Annotated in this window: 16 protein-coding genes and 4 pseudogenes; 17 read left to right on the forward strand and 3 right to left on the reverse strand. The window is 68.0% G+C overall.

Going from position 1 to position 16,702, the window contains the following annotated elements; genetic code table 11:
• Positions 1-372 (forward strand): annotated as a pseudogene (locus EAO75_RS23480) (hypothetical protein); the annotation flags it as partial.
• Between the two features lie 58 nt (positions 373-430).
• Here the strand turns inward: EAO75_RS23480 and EAO75_RS23485 are convergent.
• Complete coding sequence (locus EAO75_RS23485) at positions 431-736, reverse strand: ferredoxin (protein ID WP_147997025.1); 306 nt, start codon at positions 734-736, stop codon at positions 431-433.
• 245 nt (positions 737-981) lie between these two features.
• Between EAO75_RS23485 and arc the strand changes: the two genes are divergently transcribed.
• From arc to prcA, 6 genes and pseudogenes are all read left to right on the forward strand, one after another.
• Positions 982-2,748, forward strand: coding sequence for a proteasome ATPase (gene arc / locus EAO75_RS23495; protein ID WP_147997027.1), 1,767 nt, complete (start codon positions 982-984; stop codon positions 2,746-2,748).
• 245 nt (positions 2,749-2,993) lie between these two features.
• Positions 2,994-4,505 (forward strand): depupylase/deamidase Dop, encoded by a 1,512-nt coding sequence (dop, locus tag EAO75_RS23500; RefSeq protein ID WP_410092472.1) that lies wholly within the window; start codon positions 2,994-2,996, stop codon positions 4,503-4,505.
• 198 nt (positions 4,506-4,703) lie between these two features.
• Positions 4,704-4,922, forward strand: coding sequence for a ubiquitin-like protein Pup (locus EAO75_RS23505; protein ID WP_019757212.1), 219 nt, complete (start codon positions 4,704-4,706; stop codon positions 4,920-4,922).
• A 141-nt stretch (positions 4,923-5,063) separates the two neighbouring features.
• Positions 5,064-5,261, forward strand: a pseudogene (locus EAO75_RS23510) (endonuclease domain-containing protein); the annotation flags it as partial.
• Positions 5,213-6,058, forward strand: a complete 846-nt coding sequence (prcB, locus tag EAO75_RS23515; RefSeq protein WP_147997028.1) for a proteasome subunit beta — start codon at positions 5,213-5,215, stop codon at positions 6,056-6,058. The pseudogene EAO75_RS23510 and the gene prcB, both read left to right, overlap by 49 nt.
• A 59-nt stretch (positions 6,059-6,117) precedes the next feature.
• A complete protein-coding gene (gene prcA / locus EAO75_RS23520) occupies positions 6,118-6,888 on the forward strand; it encodes a proteasome subunit alpha (protein WP_147997029.1) in 771 nt (256 codons plus the stop codon).
• Between the two features lie 80 nt (positions 6,889-6,968).
• On the opposite strand, the pseudogene EAO75_RS23525 reads toward prcA, so the two are convergent.
• Positions 6,969-7,808, reverse strand: a pseudogene (locus tag EAO75_RS23525) (LacI family DNA-binding transcriptional regulator); the annotation flags it as partial.
• 154 nt (positions 7,809-7,962) lie between these two features.
• Positions 7,963-8,136: pseudogene (locus tag EAO75_RS48650) on the reverse strand (LacI family DNA-binding transcriptional regulator); the annotation flags it as partial.
• A 98-nt stretch (positions 8,137-8,234) separates the two neighbouring features.
• Between EAO75_RS48650 and EAO75_RS23535 the strand changes: the two are divergent.
• The 10 genes from EAO75_RS23535 to tatC all read left to right on the forward strand — a co-directional run bounded on the left by EAO75_RS23535 (position 8,235) and on the right by tatC (position 16,689).
• A complete protein-coding gene (locus EAO75_RS23535) occupies positions 8,235-9,494 on the forward strand; it encodes an MFS transporter (protein ID WP_147997030.1) in 1,260 nt (419 codons plus the stop codon).
• A 9-nt stretch (positions 9,495-9,503) separates the two neighbouring features.
• Positions 9,504-10,865, forward strand: coding sequence for a Pup--protein ligase (gene pafA, locus EAO75_RS23540; protein ID WP_147997031.1), 1,362 nt, complete (start codon positions 9,504-9,506; stop codon positions 10,863-10,865).
• Between the two features lie 152 nt (positions 10,866-11,017).
• A complete protein-coding gene (locus EAO75_RS23545; protein ID WP_147997032.1) occupies positions 11,018-12,022 on the forward strand; it encodes an FKBP-type peptidyl-prolyl cis-trans isomerase in 1,005 nt (334 codons plus the stop codon).
• A gap of 64 nt (positions 12,023-12,086) precedes the next feature.
• Positions 12,087-12,458 carry an FKBP-type peptidyl-prolyl cis-trans isomerase gene (locus EAO75_RS23550; protein ID WP_147997033.1) on the forward strand — a complete coding sequence of 124 codons (372 nt, stop codon included), beginning with the start codon at positions 12,087-12,089 and terminating at the stop codon, positions 12,456-12,458.
• 155 nt (positions 12,459-12,613) lie between these two features.
• Positions 12,614-13,567, forward strand: a complete 954-nt coding sequence (locus EAO75_RS23555; RefSeq protein ID WP_147997034.1) for a helix-turn-helix transcriptional regulator — start codon at positions 12,614-12,616, stop codon at positions 13,565-13,567.
• An 18-nt stretch (positions 13,568-13,585) separates the two neighbouring features.
• Entirely contained in the window at positions 13,586-14,626 is a 1,041-nt protein-coding gene (locus tag EAO75_RS23560; protein ID WP_147997035.1) for a helix-turn-helix transcriptional regulator, read from the forward strand.
• Entirely contained in the window at positions 14,623-14,922 is a 300-nt protein-coding gene (locus tag EAO75_RS23565) for a hypothetical protein (RefSeq protein WP_147997036.1), read from the forward strand. The genes EAO75_RS23560 and EAO75_RS23565 overlap by 4 nt, the downstream gene beginning before the upstream one ends.
• 20 nt (positions 14,923-14,942) lie before the next feature.
• Positions 14,943-15,137 (forward strand): hypothetical protein, encoded by a 195-nt coding sequence (locus EAO75_RS23570; RefSeq protein WP_147997037.1) that lies wholly within the window; start codon positions 14,943-14,945, stop codon positions 15,135-15,137.
• 260 nt (positions 15,138-15,397) lie between these two features.
• On the forward strand, positions 15,398-15,691 hold the full coding sequence (gene tatA / locus EAO75_RS23575; RefSeq protein ID WP_147997038.1) for a Sec-independent protein translocase subunit TatA: 294 nt from the start codon (positions 15,398-15,400) through the stop codon (positions 15,689-15,691).
• A 47-nt stretch (positions 15,692-15,738) separates the two neighbouring features.
• Positions 15,739-16,689, forward strand: coding sequence for a twin-arginine translocase subunit TatC (gene tatC, locus EAO75_RS23580; protein WP_147997039.1), 951 nt, complete (start codon positions 15,739-15,741; stop codon positions 16,687-16,689).
• Positions 16,690-16,702 lie beyond the last annotated feature (13 nt).

Here is a 16,702-nt window from a genome sequence, read left to right on the forward strand (position 1 = left end):
CTCGAATGCGGCCCCGTGAAAGCGGTCGTGGTGAAGAAGGCCACCGGAGACCTTGACGGCGACGGCAGCCCGGAGACCGTGGCCGTCGTGCACTGCGACTCCCCGATGGGCACCCCGCCCGACGGCGTCTACGTCCTCACCCACGCCAAGGCGAGCGCAACACCCCGCGTCGTCGCGACCCTCGTCGATCCCAAGGACAGCATCACCGTCAGTGACATCGCTGTCCGTGACGGAGGGGTTGAGGCCGAGCTGCTCGGCTACTCGTCGACCGACGTGCCCCGTTGCTGCCCCGACGTGAAGGACAGCGCGAAATGGCAGTGGCAGAACGGTACGTTCGTCCGCTCGACACCCGCCGGTGCCCACAGCGTCTGACCCGCGCCACAGAGTGTTGTGAGAAATCAGACAGTCGTAACACCCCGTGCACGCAAGGTCACTCGGCGTCCGGACCGAACACTTCGACCTTGTCCGAAACCCGACGCACATGGATGCAGTCGCCCGGGCACTCCTTCGCCGAGTCCACCACATCCGTGAGAAGCGGCAACGGCACTGGCGTTGTGGCTCCCTTGGCCTGCAGGAGCTCGTCCTGCGAGCTCTTCACGTAGGCCAGGCCGTCGATGTCCAGCTCGAACACCTCAGGCGCATACTGGGCACAGATCCCGTCGCCGGTACAGAGATCCTGATCGATCCAGACCTCCAGCGCCTCACCATCGACCCCGGCCGCCTGCTCCACGCTCATCTCTCCTACCGCTTCCTGCGCCGAGCCGAACGGGAATCCGGCCAGCTCTGACGGGTGTTGAACGCTTCGACCCTACCTCCGCCTGGGTTCCAATCATGTGCGGTGGGTATTCCCCTGGCGTGAGGGAGAGCGCAAGGGTGAAGATCGGACACACCCCGACCGTCTTTGTGATCTAGGGGTTTCAATCGACACCCACCCAGGTAGGGTCTGGAAGCGTCCAGCTCCCCTTGGAGGAGGTGAGGACCGTGGCAGCCCACGACGACGACATGAACCGCGGCATCCGCCCGGGACGAGGGTCCGACGACCCGGCCGGGCAGATCGCCTACCTTGAGCAGGAGATCGCCGTCCTGCGACGCAAGCTCGCCGACTCTCCGCGACACACGAGGATTCTCGAAGAGCGGATCGTCGAGTTGCAGACCAATCTGGCCGGCGTGTCCGCACAGAATGAGCGACTCGCCAACACGCTCCGTGAGGCCCGCGACCAGATCGTGGCCCTCAAGGAAGAAGTCGACCGGCTCGCACAGCCCCCGGCCGGCTTCGGAGTCTTCCTCACGGCGAACGAGGACGGCACCGCCGACATCTTCACCGGCGGCCGCAAACTCCGCGTGAACGTCAGCCCGAGCGTCGAACTCGACGAGCTCCGGCGCGGCCAGGAACTGATGCTCAACGAAGCGCTCAACGTGGTCGAAGCCATGGAATTCGAGCGCGTCGGGGACATCGTCACCCTCAAGGAGATCCTCGAGGACGGCGAACGCGCCCTGGTGCTCGGGCACACCGACGAGGAACGGGTGGTACGGCTCGCCGAGCCGCTGCTGGACGTCACCATCCGCCCCGGCGACGCCCTCCTGCTCGAACCCCGCTCCGGCTATGTCTATGAAATCGTCCCCAAGAGCGAGGTCGAGGAACTCGTCCTCGAAGAAGTGCCGGACATCGGCTACGAATCGATCGGCGGCCTCGGCAACCAGATCGAGATGATCCGCGACGCTGTCGAGCTCCCGTACCTTTACCCGGATCTGTTCAAGGAGCACGAACTGCGGCCGCCCAAGGGCGTCCTTCTGTACGGGCCCCCTGGATGCGGCAAGACGCTCATCGCCAAGGCTGTCGCCAACTCGCTGGCCAAGAAGGTCGCCGAGGTCACCGGCCAAGCCTCCGGCAAGAGCTTCTTCCTCAACATCAAGGGCCCCGAGCTCCTGAACAAGTACGTCGGTGAGACCGAGCGGCAGATCCGCCTCGTCTTCCAGCGTGCTCGTGAGAAGGCCAGCGAGGGCACACCCGTCATCGTCTTCTTCGACGAGATGGAGTCCCTGTTCCGCACCCGTGGCTCCGGTGTCAGCTCGGACGTGGAGAACACCATCGTCCCGCAGCTCCTCGCCGAGATCGACGGTGTCGAGGGCCTGCAGAACGTGGTCGTGATCGGCGCCTCCAACCGCGAGGACATGATCGACCCCGCCATCCTGCGCCCCGGCCGCCTGGACGTGAAGATCAAGATCGAGCGTCCCGACGCCGAGGCCGCCAAGGACATCTTCGGCAAGTACCTCACCCAGCGTCTTCCGCTCCACCCCGAGGACGTCGGCGAGCACAGCGGCGACAAGGCCATGACGGTCCAGAGCATGATCCAGACCGCCGTCGAGCAGATGTACGCCGAATCCGAGGAAAACCGCTTCCTGGAAGTCACCTACGCCAACGGCGACAAGGAAGTCCTCTACTTCAAGGACTTCAACTCCGGCGCCATGATCGAGAACATCGTGGGCCGCGCCAAGAAAATGGCGATCAAGGACTTCCTGGAGCACAAGCAAAAGGGCCTTCGCGTCTCCCACCTCCTCCAGGCATGCGTGGACGAGTTCAAGGAGAACGAGGACCTGCCCAACACCACCAACCCGGACGACTGGGCCCGGATCTCCGGAAAGAAGGGCGAGCGGATCGTCTACATCCGCACCCTCATCACCGGAAAGCAGGGCGCCGACACCGGACGCTCCATCGACACGGTGGCCAACACCGGACAGTACCTGTAAAACCCAGGGCGGCTGCGGGTGCCCTCACCGGGTACCCGCAGCCCACTGTTTTTCCGGCCATAACCGGACCACAAGGCGTGCAAGGCAATGACGCAAATGATCTCCCCACCAGGGCAAAGGCGCTCTAGGCTCTTCCGTACCGCCGAGTCGCGCAGTGCGGGGACGGGCACCGCACACGCAACCGAGCGCCAGCGGTACTTGTGCGGCGCCCACGACCGAGGGTGCCGCCGGGCAAGGAGGGCCGCATGACCGTACGGCGAGTAATGGGCATTGAGACGGAGTACGGGATCTCCGTCCCCGGCCACCCCAACGCCAATGCCATGCTCACCTCATCCCAGATCGTCAACGCCTACGCGGCGGCGATGCACCGGGCCCGCCGGGCCCGCTGGGACTTCGAGGAGGAGAATCCGCTGCGGGACGCGCGAGGCTTCGACCTCGCCCGCGAGGCCGCCGACGCCAGCCAGCTCACCGACGAGGACATCGGCCTCGCGAATGTGATCCTCACCAACGGAGCGCGGCTCTACGTCGACCATGCGCACCCCGAGTACAGCTCGCCCGAGGTCACCAATCCGCGCGACGCGGTCCTGTGGGACAAGGCCGGCGAGCGCATCATGGCCGAAGCCGCCGAGCGGGCCGCCCAGCTCCCCGGCGCCCAGCCCATCCACCTCTACAAGAACAACACCGACAACAAGGGTGCCTCCTACGGCACGCACGAGAACTACCTGATGAAGCGGGAAACCCCCTTCTCCGACATCGTGCGCCACCTCACCCCCTTCTTCGTCTCCCGCCAGGTCTTCGCCGGAGCGGGCCGCGTCGGCATCGGTCAGGACGGCCACGAACACGGCTTCCAGCTCAGCCAGCGCGCGGACTACTTCGAGGTCGAGGTAGGGCTCGAGACCACCCTCAAGCGCCCGATCATCAACACCCGCGACGAGCCGCACGCCGACGCCGAGAAGTACCGTCGCCTCCACGTGATCATCGGTGACGCCAACCTGTCCGAGATCTCGACCTACCTCAAGCTGGGCACGACGGCCCTGGTCCTGTCCATGATCGAGGACGGTTTCATCGCGGTCGATCTCGCCGTCGACCAGCCCGTACGCACCCTGCATCAGGTCTCCCACGACCCGTCCCTGAAGCGCCTGGTCACGCTGCGTAGCGGCCGCACGTTGACCGCGGTCCAGCTCCAGATGGAGTACTACGAGCTGTCGCGCAAATACGTCGAGGAACGCTTCGGCGCCGACGTCGACGAACAGACCAAGGACGTCCTCTCGCGCTGGGAAGACACCCTGAACCGCCTCGAGAACGATCCGATGAGCCTCTCCAAGGAACTGGACTGGGTCGCCAAGCGAGAGCTCATGGAGGGCTACCGCCGCCGCGACGACCTCGACTGGGACGCCGCCAGGCTCCACCTCGTCGACCTTCAGTACGCCGACGTGCGCCCCGAGAAGGGCCTCTACAACCGTCTGGCGGCCCGCGGCCGCATGAAGCGCCTCATGGKCGAGGAAACCGTGGAGCGGGCGAAGGCGAAGCCGCCGGAGGACACCAGGGCGTACTTCCGCGGCCGCTGCCTGGAGCAGTACGCCGACGACGTCGCCGCGGCGTCCTGGGACTCGGTCATTTTCGATCTCCCGGGCCGGGACTCCCTCCAGCGCGTTCCAACCCTCGAACCGCTTCGCGGAACGCGAAATCACGTCAAGGAGCTCCTGGACCGCTGTCGCACCGCAGAAGACCTGGTCAGGGTCCTGTCAGGCAGCTGAGAGCGCTCGGCAGGTGTCGGCCGGACGTCGGCCGGGCAGGGTGGAAAACCCGGCGTCCGGGAATCATCGAGATGGCCCCCGTACGTTGGAGAAACTGCGGGGCCGATGTCAGACCCGGCTTGTAGGGTCTGATCATCACCGATCGGCAGGAAAGCCGACCTGTCGACCATGTCGGGCGAACTGAGCGGGGTGAGGGATATGGCAACCAAGGACACCGGCGGCGGACAGCAGAAGGCCACGCGTTCCACTGAGGAGGTCGAGGAGCAGGCGGCGGAGACGCAGGCTTCCGAGGACCTGAAGGAGCGCCAGGAGAAGCTGAGCGATGACGTCGACTCGGTACTGGACGAGATCGACGATGTCCTCGAGGAGAACGCCGAGGACTTCGTGCGGTCCTTCGTTCAAAAGGGCGGCCAGTAGGCCGCTTGATCCTTCGATCTGAAGGTGAACGGGGTGGCGTGGTGGCCGGCGATTCGGAGATGAAGCGCTGCGCGCGGTGCGGTGGGTTCAAGCCGCGCGCAGCCTTCGCGTCCGGGCGCACGACCCCCGTCGGCCTGCGGTCTCAAGGCTCCGCCCGTTCATGTGGATCACTGCCCCAAGACGGGTAGGGTCCGTGGCGTAGTGTGCTTCAACTGCAATTCGGCCATCGGCAAGTTGGGAGAGAATCCCGACGCCGTCCGCCGGGCCGCCGCTTACTTGGAAGGAATCGCGTGGAAGCCAACACTCGTAGCACCGGGCGTCTACCGGCTGCCTTCCTGACGCCCGGGTCGTCCTCGTTCATGGACTTTCTCTCCGAGCATCAGCCGGAGATCCTGCCCGGCAATCGCCAACTGCCGCCCACACAGGGCGTGATCGAGGCGCCGCACGGCACGACCATCGTGGCCGTGACGTTCCCGGGCGGCGTCGTGCTCGCCGGTGACCGTCGCGCCACCATGGGGAACATCATCGCTCAGCGCGACATCGAGAAGGTGTTCCCGGCCGACGAGTATTCGGCGGTCGGCATCGCCGGCACCGCCGGTCTGGCCGTCGAGATGGTCAAGCTCTTCCAGCTGGAGCTGGAGCACTTCGAGAAGGTCGAGGGCGCTCAGCTGTCGCTGGAGGGCAAGGCGAACCGGCTGTCGACCATGATTCGGTCCAACCTGGGCATGGCGATGCAGGGGCTGGCCGTGGTTCCGCTCTTCGCGGGGTACGACGTGGACCGGGACAAGGGGCGGATCTTCTCCTACGACGTGACCGGTGGTCGTTCCGAGGAGCATGGCTTCGCCGCCACCGGCTCCGGTTCGATCTTCGCGCGTGGCGCCATGAAGAAGCTCTACCGTGACGATCTGAGCGAGGCCGATGCCACGACGCTCGTGGTGCAGGCCCTGTACGACGCGGCTGACGACGACTCGGCGACCGGTGGTCCCGATGTCGCCCGCCGGATCTACCCGATCGTCACCGTGATCACCGACGACGGTTTCCGTCGGCTGGGCGATGACGAGTCCTCCGAGATCGCCCGTTCGATCCTGGAGCGGCGTCTGGAGCAGCCCGACGGCCCGCGGGCCGCACTGCTGTAGCGGTCGTTCCGTCTTATCAAGGTGATCCTGTGACTTCGACAGAAAGGGACGGATAACCGGTGTCGACGCCGTTCTATGTCTCACCCCAGCAGGCCATGGCCGACCGGGCGGAGTACGCCCGCAAGGGCATCGCCCGTGGTCGCAGCCTGGTCGTGCTGCAGTATGCCGACGGCATCGTGTTCGTCGGCGAGAACCCGTCCCGTGCGCTGCACAAGTTCAGCGAGATCTATGACCGGATCGGCTTCGCGGCGGCCGGCAAGTACAACGAGTACGAGAACCTGCGGATCGGCGGCGTGCGATACGCCGATCTTCGTGGTTACACCTATGACCGTGATGATGTGACCGCCCGTGGTCTGGCCAACGTCTACGCCCAGACGCTGGGCACGATCTTCTCCTCCGCGGCCGAGAAGCCGTATGAGGTGGAGTTGGTCGTCGCCGAGGTCGGCGCGACGCCGGAGGGTGATCAGATCTACCGGCTCCCGCATGACGGGTCGATCGTGGACGAGCACGGTTCGGTCGCGGTCGGCGGCAATGCGGAGCTGATCAGCAACTATCTGGATCAGCGTCATCAGGACGGCATGAGCCTCGCCGAGGCCCTGGAGCTGGCCGTGCAGGCGCTGTCCCGTGAGTCGAACGGCACTCAGCGGGAGATTCCCGCGGAGCGCCTGGAGGTCGCGGTGCTGGACCGTACGCGTCCGCAGTCGCGCAAGTTCAGGCGCATCGTCGGCCGTCAGCTCGACCGGCTGCTGGAGGCCGGTGGGGCGACCACCGAGGCCGAGAGCGCCGCCGACGACGAGTCCTCCGAGGAGTCCGGCGCCTCCGAGGAGTAGTCCCAGGTTTCCGCTTCACCCCGCCCGTACTGTGCCCCGGCCGACCACTTGGCCGGGGCACAGGGCGTTCATGAGGGCCGTCAGGGGGTGCTGGGCGGCGCTGTGGAGCCTCGTACGACGAGCTGGACCGGAATGTCGCCCTCTTCGGGCTCGCGGCCTTCCAGGACGGCCAGGAGGGCCTGCATCCCGCGTTCACCGAAGAGCTCGGCGTCCAGTCGGACGGTGGTGAGCTCGGGGTCGATGGCGGTGGCGAGGGCGAGGTCGTCGAGGCCGGTGACGGAGATGTCGTCGGGGATGCGCAGCCCGAGGCGGCGCAGGGCCTTGTAGGCGCCGGCGGCGAGCTTGTCGTCGTCGCAGATGATCGCGGTGGGGCGGGGGCCCTGGGCGGCGAGCGCGGACTCGGCGGCGGTGCGGGCACCGTCGATGGAGATGGGGGCGCGGACGGTCCGCAGTGAGGTGCCGGGCGTCCGGGCGAGTCGGGTGTTCAGTTCGTGCGCGCGTACTTCGAAGGTCCAGGACGCGATGTCGGCCGCGAGGTGCAGGAAGCGGCGGTGACCGAGGCCCAGCAGGTGGTCGGTGACCTGGCGGACGCCGTCGGCGATGTCCAGGTTCACGGTGGCGGCGCCGAGGCTGCCGTCCGGGTCGCTGTCGAGCATGACGAGGGGGAGCTGGTCGCCCCGGATGGCGGTGAGGGCGTCGGCGGCGCATGGGCGGCTCGACTCCGTCGGCGAGTCGGCGGGCGGTGAGCAGGAAGCCCGTGTGTCGCCGATGCCTTCGGGGGAGGGGTAGAGGACCACGCCGAAGCCGCTGCTGGCGGCGACGCGGGCGGCGCCGGTGTAGACGCCGGCGAAGAATTCGGTGGTGAGCGCGGGCACCACCAGGAGTACGGTGCGGGTGTGGCCGAGGCGCAGGTTGCGGGCCGATGCCTTCGGGGGAGGGGTAGAGGACCACGCCGAAGCCGCTGCTGGCGGCGACGCGGGCGGCGCCGGTGTAGACGCCGGCGAAGAATTCGGTGGTGAGCGCGGGCACCACCAGGAGTACGGTGCGGGTGTGGCCGAGGCGCAGGTTGCGGGCGGCGAGGTTGGGCCGGTAGCCGAGCTCGCGCGCTGCCTGCCGTACGCGTTCGGCCGTGGCCTCGGCGACGCGGCCGCGCCACTTGTCGCCGAGGACGAGGGAAACCGCGGCCTGGGACACGCCCGCGGCCTGGGCGACGTCCCGGCTGGTGGGGCGGGTGCTGCCGTGTGCCACCTTCCGCCTCCTCCTCTGCCTGGACTCGTGAACAGCGCACATGGTACGTATGACGAAGGACGTTATACGTAAAACTTCAGCGGAGGGCGGCGCGGCCGATGACCGGCGCTTACGTGGAGATCCTCAGGGCGAGGCATGCCGCCCGGCTGCTCGTCGGCACGCTCATAGGGCGGCTGCCGAACGCCGTGGCAGCTCTCGCGATCCTGCTGTTCGTGCGCGCGGAGGGCGGTTCCTACACCTTGGCCGGCGGGCTGGCGGCCGTGTACGGGGTCGCCAACGCGGTGGGTCAGCCGCTCCTGGGGCGGCTGGTGGACCTGCACGGGCAGCCGCGGGTGCAGCTGCCGGCCGCGGTCGCCTCGGCGCTCGCGATGGCCGTGTTCGCCTTCGTGGGCATCGATCCGCTGGGCCTCGCCTATGCCTCGGTGGCGGCCGCCGGTCTGTTCACGCCGCCTCTGGAGGGTGGTCTGCGGGCGCTGTGGTCGTCGGTCCTGCACAAGGACGGCCAGGTGCACACGGCGTACGCGATGGACGCGGTGGCGCAGGAAGTCATGTTCACCCTGGGTCCGTTGCTGCTGACGCTGTGCGCGTCGCTGTGGTCGGCGCAGGCGGCCCTGCTCGTCCTGAACGTCATCGGAGTGCTGGGCGCCCTGTCCGTGGTCGTGTCGCCGCCCTCGCGCGCGTGGCGCTCGGCGCCGCGCGAGGCGCACTGGCTGGGGGCGCTGCGCTCGGCGGGGCTGCTGGCGCTGCTGGCGTCCTTCCTGTTCGTCGGCGTTGCGATGGGGTCCATCGCGGTGGCGGCGGTGTCGTACGCCGACGACCACGGTGGTGACGTGGTGTACGGCTGGCTGATGGCGGGCCTCGGGCTCGGCGCGCTGGTCGGTGGCACGGTGTACGGGGCGCGGCAGTGGAGCGGCGAGCCGGCGCGGCGACTGCGGCTGCTGGTGGCGCTTCTGGCGGTGTGTTACCTGCCGCTGATGCTGATGCCGGGAGCGGTCGCCATGACACTGCTGGCGGTGCTCGCCGGGGTGTTCCTCGCGCCGTGCATCGCATGTGCGTTCGTGCTGGTCGACCGGCATGCGCCGCGGGGGACGGTCACCGAGGCGTTCTCCTGGCTGGTGACGACGTTCACGGTGGGCGCGTCGGTCGGAACGGGCCTCGCGGGGCCGGTGGTCGAGGCGGGCGGTGCCTTCTGGGGGTTCGCCGTGCCGGGTGGCGCGGGGGCCGTGTCGTTGCTGGTCCTGATGGCCACGGGACGGGTCCTCGCAGCTCCCGGCAGGGGTGCGGTCGTTGCGGCTTCATCGGAAAATGATCCAAACCGTGCCGTCGAACCCCGTTTCAGCTCAGGGGATCGGGCGTAATGTTCAGTCATGGACCGCCGCATTTTCGGGCTGGAGAACGAGTACGGCGTCACGTGCACGTTCAGGGGACAGCGCCGCCTGTCGCCTGACGAGGTGGCGCGGTACCTCTTCCGCCGTGTCGTGTCATGGGGCCGTAGCAGCAATGTCTTTCTTCGAAACGGCGCCCGCCTCTATCTAGACGTGGGATCGCATCCGGAATACGCGACACCGGAATGTGACAACGTGACCGAACTGGTCACCCACGACAAAGCGGGCGAGCGCATTCTCGAAGGACTCCTGGTGGACGCCGAACGACGCCTGCACGAGGAAGGAATCGCGGGCGACGTCTACCTCTTCAAGAACAACACCGACTCGGCGGGCAACTCCTACGGTTGCCACGAGAACTATCTCGTGGCGCGTCACGGGGAGTTCTCCCGGCTCGCGGACATCCTCATTCCGTTCCTGGTCACCAGGCAGCTTCTCTGTGGCGCCGGCAAGGTGCTGCAGACCCCGCGGGGCGCGGTGTACTGCGTCAGCCAGCGGGCCGAGCACATCTGGGAGGGCGTCTCCTCGGCGACGACCCGCTCCCGGCCGATCATCAACACACGCGACGAGCCGCACGCCGACGCGGAGCGCTACCGCCGGCTGCACGTCATCGTGGGCGACTCGAACATGTCCGAGACGACGATGCTGCTGAAGGTCGGCGCCACCGATCTGGTGCTGCGCATGATCGAGGCGGGCACGGTGATGCGCGACCTGACCCTGGAGAACCCGATCCGGGCGATCCGCGAGGTCAGCCACGACATCACCGGCCGGCGCAAGGTGCGCCTGGCCAGCGGCCGCGAGGCCTCCGCCCTGGAGGTGCAGCGCGAGTACTACGAGAAGGCCGTGGACTTCTGCGAGCGCCGCGGGATTCGCACGGGCACCGTCGAGCAGGTCCTGGAGCTGTGGGGCCGCACGCTCGACTCGATCGAGGCCGAGGACCTCGACCGGATCGGCACCGAGATCGACTGGGTCATGAAGTACCAGCTCATCGAGCGGTACCGGGCCAAGCACAACATGACCATGTCGCATCCGCGGGTCGCGCAGATAGACCTCGCCTACCACGACATCCACCGGCGTCGTGGCCTGTACTACCTGCTGGAGAAGAAGGGTCAAGCGGCGCGTATCTGCAACGACTTGAAGATCTTCGAAGGCAAGTCCGTTCCGCCGCAGACCACTCGGGCCCGGCTGCGCGGTGATTTCATCCGCAGGGCCCAGGAACAGCGCCGTGACTTCACTGTCGACTGGGTGCACCTGAAGCTCAATGACCAGGCGCAGCGCACGGTTCTGTGCAAGGACCCGTTCCGTTCCGTGGACGACCGGGTGGAGAAACTCATCGCCGGTATGTGAGCGACGCGTTCCGATCGGTCCGACATCCGACGGCTGTCACATCCGTCCGGAACGCAACACGGGCGCCGTACGTTTCCCGTACGGCGCCCTTCTCACGTCGTAGAGTTGCGCGCACGCCATCCACAAGATCGACCGATTATGAGGCCCCCACCGTGCGCCGACGCTCACTTCTCATCGCCGTACCCGCCGGACTGGTCACGCTCGCCGGATGCGGGGACGACGACGGGACCGATTCGAGCCAGGGAAGCGACAGCGCGTCGCCGTCCAACCCCGAGACGTCGGCCGCGCCGTCGCCGAAGATCGTGGACGGTCCGCTGCCGGCGATCACCGCGGGCACGAAGTTCGACCAGAAGCCCACGGTCGCCAAGGGCAGCGGCGAGCCGTCGAAGGACCTCGCCGTGAAGACGGTCATCGCGGGCAACGGCAAGGCGGTCGCCGAGAACGACTACGTCCTGGCCAACTACCTCGGCCAGATCTGGGCCACCGCCAAGGTCTTCGACAACTCCTACGACCGGGGCGCGCCCGCGTTCTTCCAGCTCTCCCAGGGCCGCATCATCGACGGCTGGCGGTACGGGCTGACGGGCAAGAAGGTCAACAGCCGCGTGGAGATGGCCATCCCCCCGACCTGGGGCTACGGCAAGCAGGGCAACGAGCAGGCGGGGATCAAGGGCACCGACACGCTGGTGTTCGTGGTCGACATCCAGGACACGTTCAACGCCAAGAGCTCCGCCAAGGGCACCGAGGTCGCCCAGGACAACGTCGACCTGCCGAAGGTGGGCACCAACACCGACGGCAAGGCTCCCTCCATCGAGATCCCCAAGACGGACCCGCCGAAGAAGCTGGTGGCGAACTACGTCCTCGAGGGCGACGGCGACAAGCTCGCCGCCGAGAGCACGGTGCTGGTGCAGTACAAGGGCGTGCAGTGGGACACCGGCAAGGAGTTCGATTCGTCGTACGCCAACAAGCAGCTGGTGTCGTTCTCGCTCCAGCAGGTCGTCAAGGGCTGGTCGCAGGGGCTGACCGGCAAGAAGGTCGGCAGCCGCGTGCTGATCGTCATCCCGCCGGACCTGGGCTACGGCGACAACCCGCCGCAGGGCAGCGGCATCGCCAAGGGAGCCACGCTGGTCTTCACCGTGGACATCCTGGCCAAGATGTGAGCCCGGCCGAGGTGATGAAAGACTGAGTCCGTTGCCTTTCCACAACAAGCATGGAGCGTAAGACGTGAGCATCGACAAGCCCGAGATCGACTTCCCGGGCGGCGAGCCCCCGGCGGACCTCGAGATCAAGGACATCTGGGAGGGCGACGGCGCGGTTGCGCAGGCGGGCCAGACCGTCACCGTCCACTACGTGGGCGTGGCCTTCAGCTCCGGTGAGGAGTTCGACGCCAGCTGGAACCGCGGGACGCCGTTCCGCTTCCCGCTCGGTGGCGGCCGTGTCATCAAGGGCTGGGACCAGGGCGTGCAGGGCATGAAGGTCGGTGGCCGTCGCCAGCTGACCATCCCGGCGCACCTCGCCTACGGCAACCAGAGCCCCACCCCGGCGATCAAGCCCGGTGAGACGCTGATCTTCGTGGTCGACCTGCTCGGCGTCTGATCGTCGCCTCTGATCGTCGCGTCTGATCGGCGTACGACCGGACCCGACTACCTGGGGCCCATGCCTGTGCCGGCATGGGCCTCGGCTTTTGCCGGGCCACTTCGGAGCGGTACGGTCAACGCTCGTAAGCACCATAGGGAAGGCGAAGGGCGTCGATGGCCATTGCCAAGGCCGAGCGGCTCATGAACCTGGCGCTGTGTCTGCTCGGGACGCGGCGGCCGCTGAGCAAGCGCGAGCTGCGTGAGTCCATCGAGGCCTATCTCGAAGCGGGCAGCGACGACTCCTTCAACCGGATGTTCGAGCGCGACAAGGACGATCTGCGCGAGCTCGGCCTGGTCATCGAGACGGTGGAGAACCTCGACGGCGACGTCGGCTATCTGGCCCGCCGCGACAGCAACCGCCTCCCGCCGATCACCCTGGACGCCGAAGAGGCCGCGGCCCTGGGCCTGGCCGCCAAGGTGTGGCAGCAGGCCCGGCTCGCGGGCGCGGCCAGCGGCGCCCTGCAGAAGCTGCGCGCGGCAGGCCTGCCGGAGGACGTCGACCCGTACGAGGCGCACAGCGCGCTGGAGCCCCGTATCCCCGTGCACGAGGCGGCGTTCGAGCCGCTGATGCTGGCCTGTCGGGACCGCCGCCCGGTCGTCTTCGACTACCGCAAGGCCACCGCCGCCCGCCCCGAGACGCGGCATGTCGAGCCGTGGGCGCTGGAGTGCTGGCGCGGCCACTGGTATCTGGCGGGCTGGGACCGGGACCGCGGCGCCGAGCGGGTGTTCCGGCTGTCCCGGATCACCGGCAAGGTGCGCAGCCGCAGCGGCCGCTTCACCGCCGAGATCCCCGATGTCGTCACCGTGCGGGAGACCGTCGCGAGCTGGGCGGGGGAGAACGCCGACCGCTCCGCGCTGATCCGGCTGCGCACGGAGGCCGGGTACCCCCTTCGGGCGAAGGCCACGTCGGTGCGGGAACTCGGCGAAGGCTGGGACGAGTTGGAGATTCCGTACGGCCATGGGCTGGATGCCTGGCTGGTGGAATTCGGGCCGGACGTGGTGGTCCTGGAGCCCGCGGAGCTGCGGGCCGATGTGGTGGACCGGCTGCGTGCCGTGGCCAAGGGCTGAGGGGGAGCGGAGCGAGACGTGGCAGGCAAACCGGTCAGGCCCACGAGCGCCATCGACCAGACCCGGCGGATGCTCTCCCTGGTGACGTATCTGAAGGAGCGCCCCGGCGCCCGCGTCGAGGACGTCGCGCGCGCCTTCGGCATCTCCGAGGACGAGCTGGTCTCCGACCTGGATGTGCTGCCCATGTGCGGCACCAGCTTCCGCGGCGGCGATCTGCTCGACATCGACACCGACGGCGAGCGCATCTGGTGGCACAACCCCGACGACGTCGCCGAGCCGCTGCGGATCGCCGCCGACGAGGCGACGGCGCTGCTGGTCGCCGCCCGCGCCGTTTCCACCCTGCCCGGGCTGCGCGAGGGCGACCGGCAGGCGCTGCTGCGGGCGACCGCCAAGGTGGAGGCCGCTTCCGGTGAGGCGGCCGGCGCCAGCTCCCGGCTGTCGGTGACCTTCGAATCGGAGGGCGGCGTCTTCGCGGACGTCGACCGGGCGATCTCGGAGCGGCGCCGGCTGTGGATCCGCTACTACTCACCGGCCCGCGACGAGGTCACCGAGCGCGAGATCGACCCCATCCGCCTGGTCAGCGTCGGGCACACCTATGTCGAGGCCTGGTGCCGCCGCTCCGAGGCGCGCCGCACCTTCCGCCTCGACCGGGTCGCCGAGATCAGGATCCTCGACGAGCCGGCCGCGCCGCCCGAGGTCGAGCTGCGGGACCTGTCCGAGGGGCTGGTGCAGCCCGCGGCGGAGGATCCGGAGGTCGTCGTCGAGGTCGGTCCGGGCGGGCGCTGGGTCGCCGAGTACTACCCGCACGACAGCGCGGATGAGCTGGCGGACGGCGGGCTGCGTATCACCTTGCGCACCCCCGACCCGACGTCGCTGCGGCGCCTGGCGCTCCGGCTGGGCCGCGACGGCCACATAGTGTCGCCGCCCGAGCTGGCCGACAGCGCCCGGCAGGCGGCCCGCGAGGCCCTGGCGGCCTACGACGGGGTAGAGGTGCAGGAGTCCCACGGGGCAGGTGCGGTTCAGGAACGGCAGGGCGACAGGCAGGAGCGAGGGCTTTGAGCGAGTCGGCTACGTCCGGGTCCGGTGTGCGGGGTATCACGGTGGCGTCGGCGTTCGCCGGGATGAGAAGCGTGGCCCCGGTGATATTCAGAGCCGGCTGCCCGGACTGCCGGGGCCGTTTCGAGCTCGCCGCGAGCGCCCTGAGACTCGCCATCGGCGCGAGCAGCCGTACGACGTTCTACTCCTTCACCTGCCCCGAGTGCGGCGCATCCGTGCGCAAGCCGGCCGGCGAGCGGATCATCGAGCTGCTGACCGGCGGCGGGGTCAGCACCCTGCGGCTGCACTCCACGTTGTAGGACGGTCTAGGCTCGCCTTCATGTTCTGGCCGATGTTCGCGGTAGCTGTGGGTTTCCTGGGTCTCGCCGTCCTCGGTGTGCTCGCCGTGCGGGTCTTCCTGGAGGCGCAGCGGCTCGGTCGGCAGGTCACGGACTCCGCGCTGCGTATCAGCAGGGCCGCCGAGGACCTGGAGCGGGCCGGCACGAGCGCGGCCCGGGCTGTGGACTCCCTCTAGCCGCCCCAAGGAATGGGTGTGAGTCCTGAGCCCTATGCGTTTTGGGCCACTTCGCCCTGTCAACTTGCCGCCGTGGACAGGTACGCTGCTGGTCGCGGGACGGAGAACGAGGCCCGGTCCGCGGACAGGGAGTACGCCCGGGGATTGCCTGACGTTTACCCCTGAGCGTTACGATCGCTGTCAACGCGATCGTTCGGACACATGTCCGACCGGTCCGACAGCATCCCACCCCAGCCGCCTCGGTGAGAAGGTAAAGACTTATGTTCGGAAGGCTCGGAGCCCCCGAGATCATTCTCATCCTCGTCGTCATCATCCTGCTGTTCGGCGCGAAGAAGCTTCCGGACATGGCGCGCTCGCTCGGCAAGTCCGCCCGGATCCTGAAGAGCGAAGCCAAGGCGATGAAGGACGAGGGCAAGCCTGCCGCCCCGGCCGACCCGCCGAACARCGCCGGCGACGACCAGCAGCCCCCCGCCCAGCGCATCATCCAGGCCTCCCCCGGCGACGTGACCAGCTCGCGCCCGGTCAACGAGCCGACGGACACCAGCAAGCGCTGACGCAGGGCCGGTGATCTCCGGCCCGCCGCACGAGATGGGAACGTGGGTTGCTGAAGTCTGCCCGCAAAGAGGAGAAGGATCCCGAGGGGCGGATGCCCCTCGCGGAGCACCTTCGTGAGCTCCGCAACCGGCTCGCGAAAGCGCTCCTCGCGATCGTTGTCATCACGATCGTCGCCGCCTTCTTCTATCAGGACATCATCAACTTCTTCACCGAGCCGGTCCTCGATTCGGTCGGCTGCCCGAAGTCGTTCGAGGAGCTGGCCAAGACTGCGCGCGACGAGAACCCGTGCGCGCAGATCACGATCAACGGTCTGCTCGCGCCGTTCACGCTGGCGCTGAAGGTGTCCCTGACGGCCGGTGTCGTGCTGGCCGCACCGGTCTGGTTGTACCAGCTGTGGGGCTTCGTCGCCCCCGGCCTGCACAAGCACGAGAGGAAGTACGCCTACGCGTTCGTAGCCACGGGCTTCCCGCTCTTCCTCGCCGGCGCCTTCTTCGCCTACAAGGTGCTGCCGAAGACCGCCAACGTCCTGATCGAGTTCACGCCGTTCGGCGTCGACAACCTCCTGCCGCTCGACGACCTGCTCGACCTCGTCACGCGCATGGTGATCGTCTTCGGCCTCTCCTTCGAGCTGCCACTGCTGCTGGTGATGCTCAACTTCACCGGCGCGATCACCGGCAAGCGCATGCTCGGCTGGTGGCGCGGCATGATCATGGGCATCACGGTGTTCGCGGCGATCGCGACGCCGAGCACGGACCCGCTGACGATGATGGCCCTCGCCGGTCCGATCTGGATCCTGTACTTCGCCGCGGTCACCGTCTCCCTGGTGAACGACCGCCGCAAGCGTCGCCGGGACGCCATGGGCCCCGCCGACGACGAGGCATCCGACCTGGACCTGACCCCCGAGGACATCGGTGAGGTCGAGACCGTCTCCGCGAGCCGGGCGCTGCCCGAGCAGGCGAGCACCGAGCGGGTCAACGGATACGACGACGTCACCTGAGAGACGTATCTCG

Origin of the sequence: Streptomyces sp. UW30 (genome assembly GCF_008042075.1) — a bacterium.
Classification (GTDB): Bacteria; Actinomycetota; Actinomycetes; order Streptomycetales; family Streptomycetaceae; genus Streptomyces.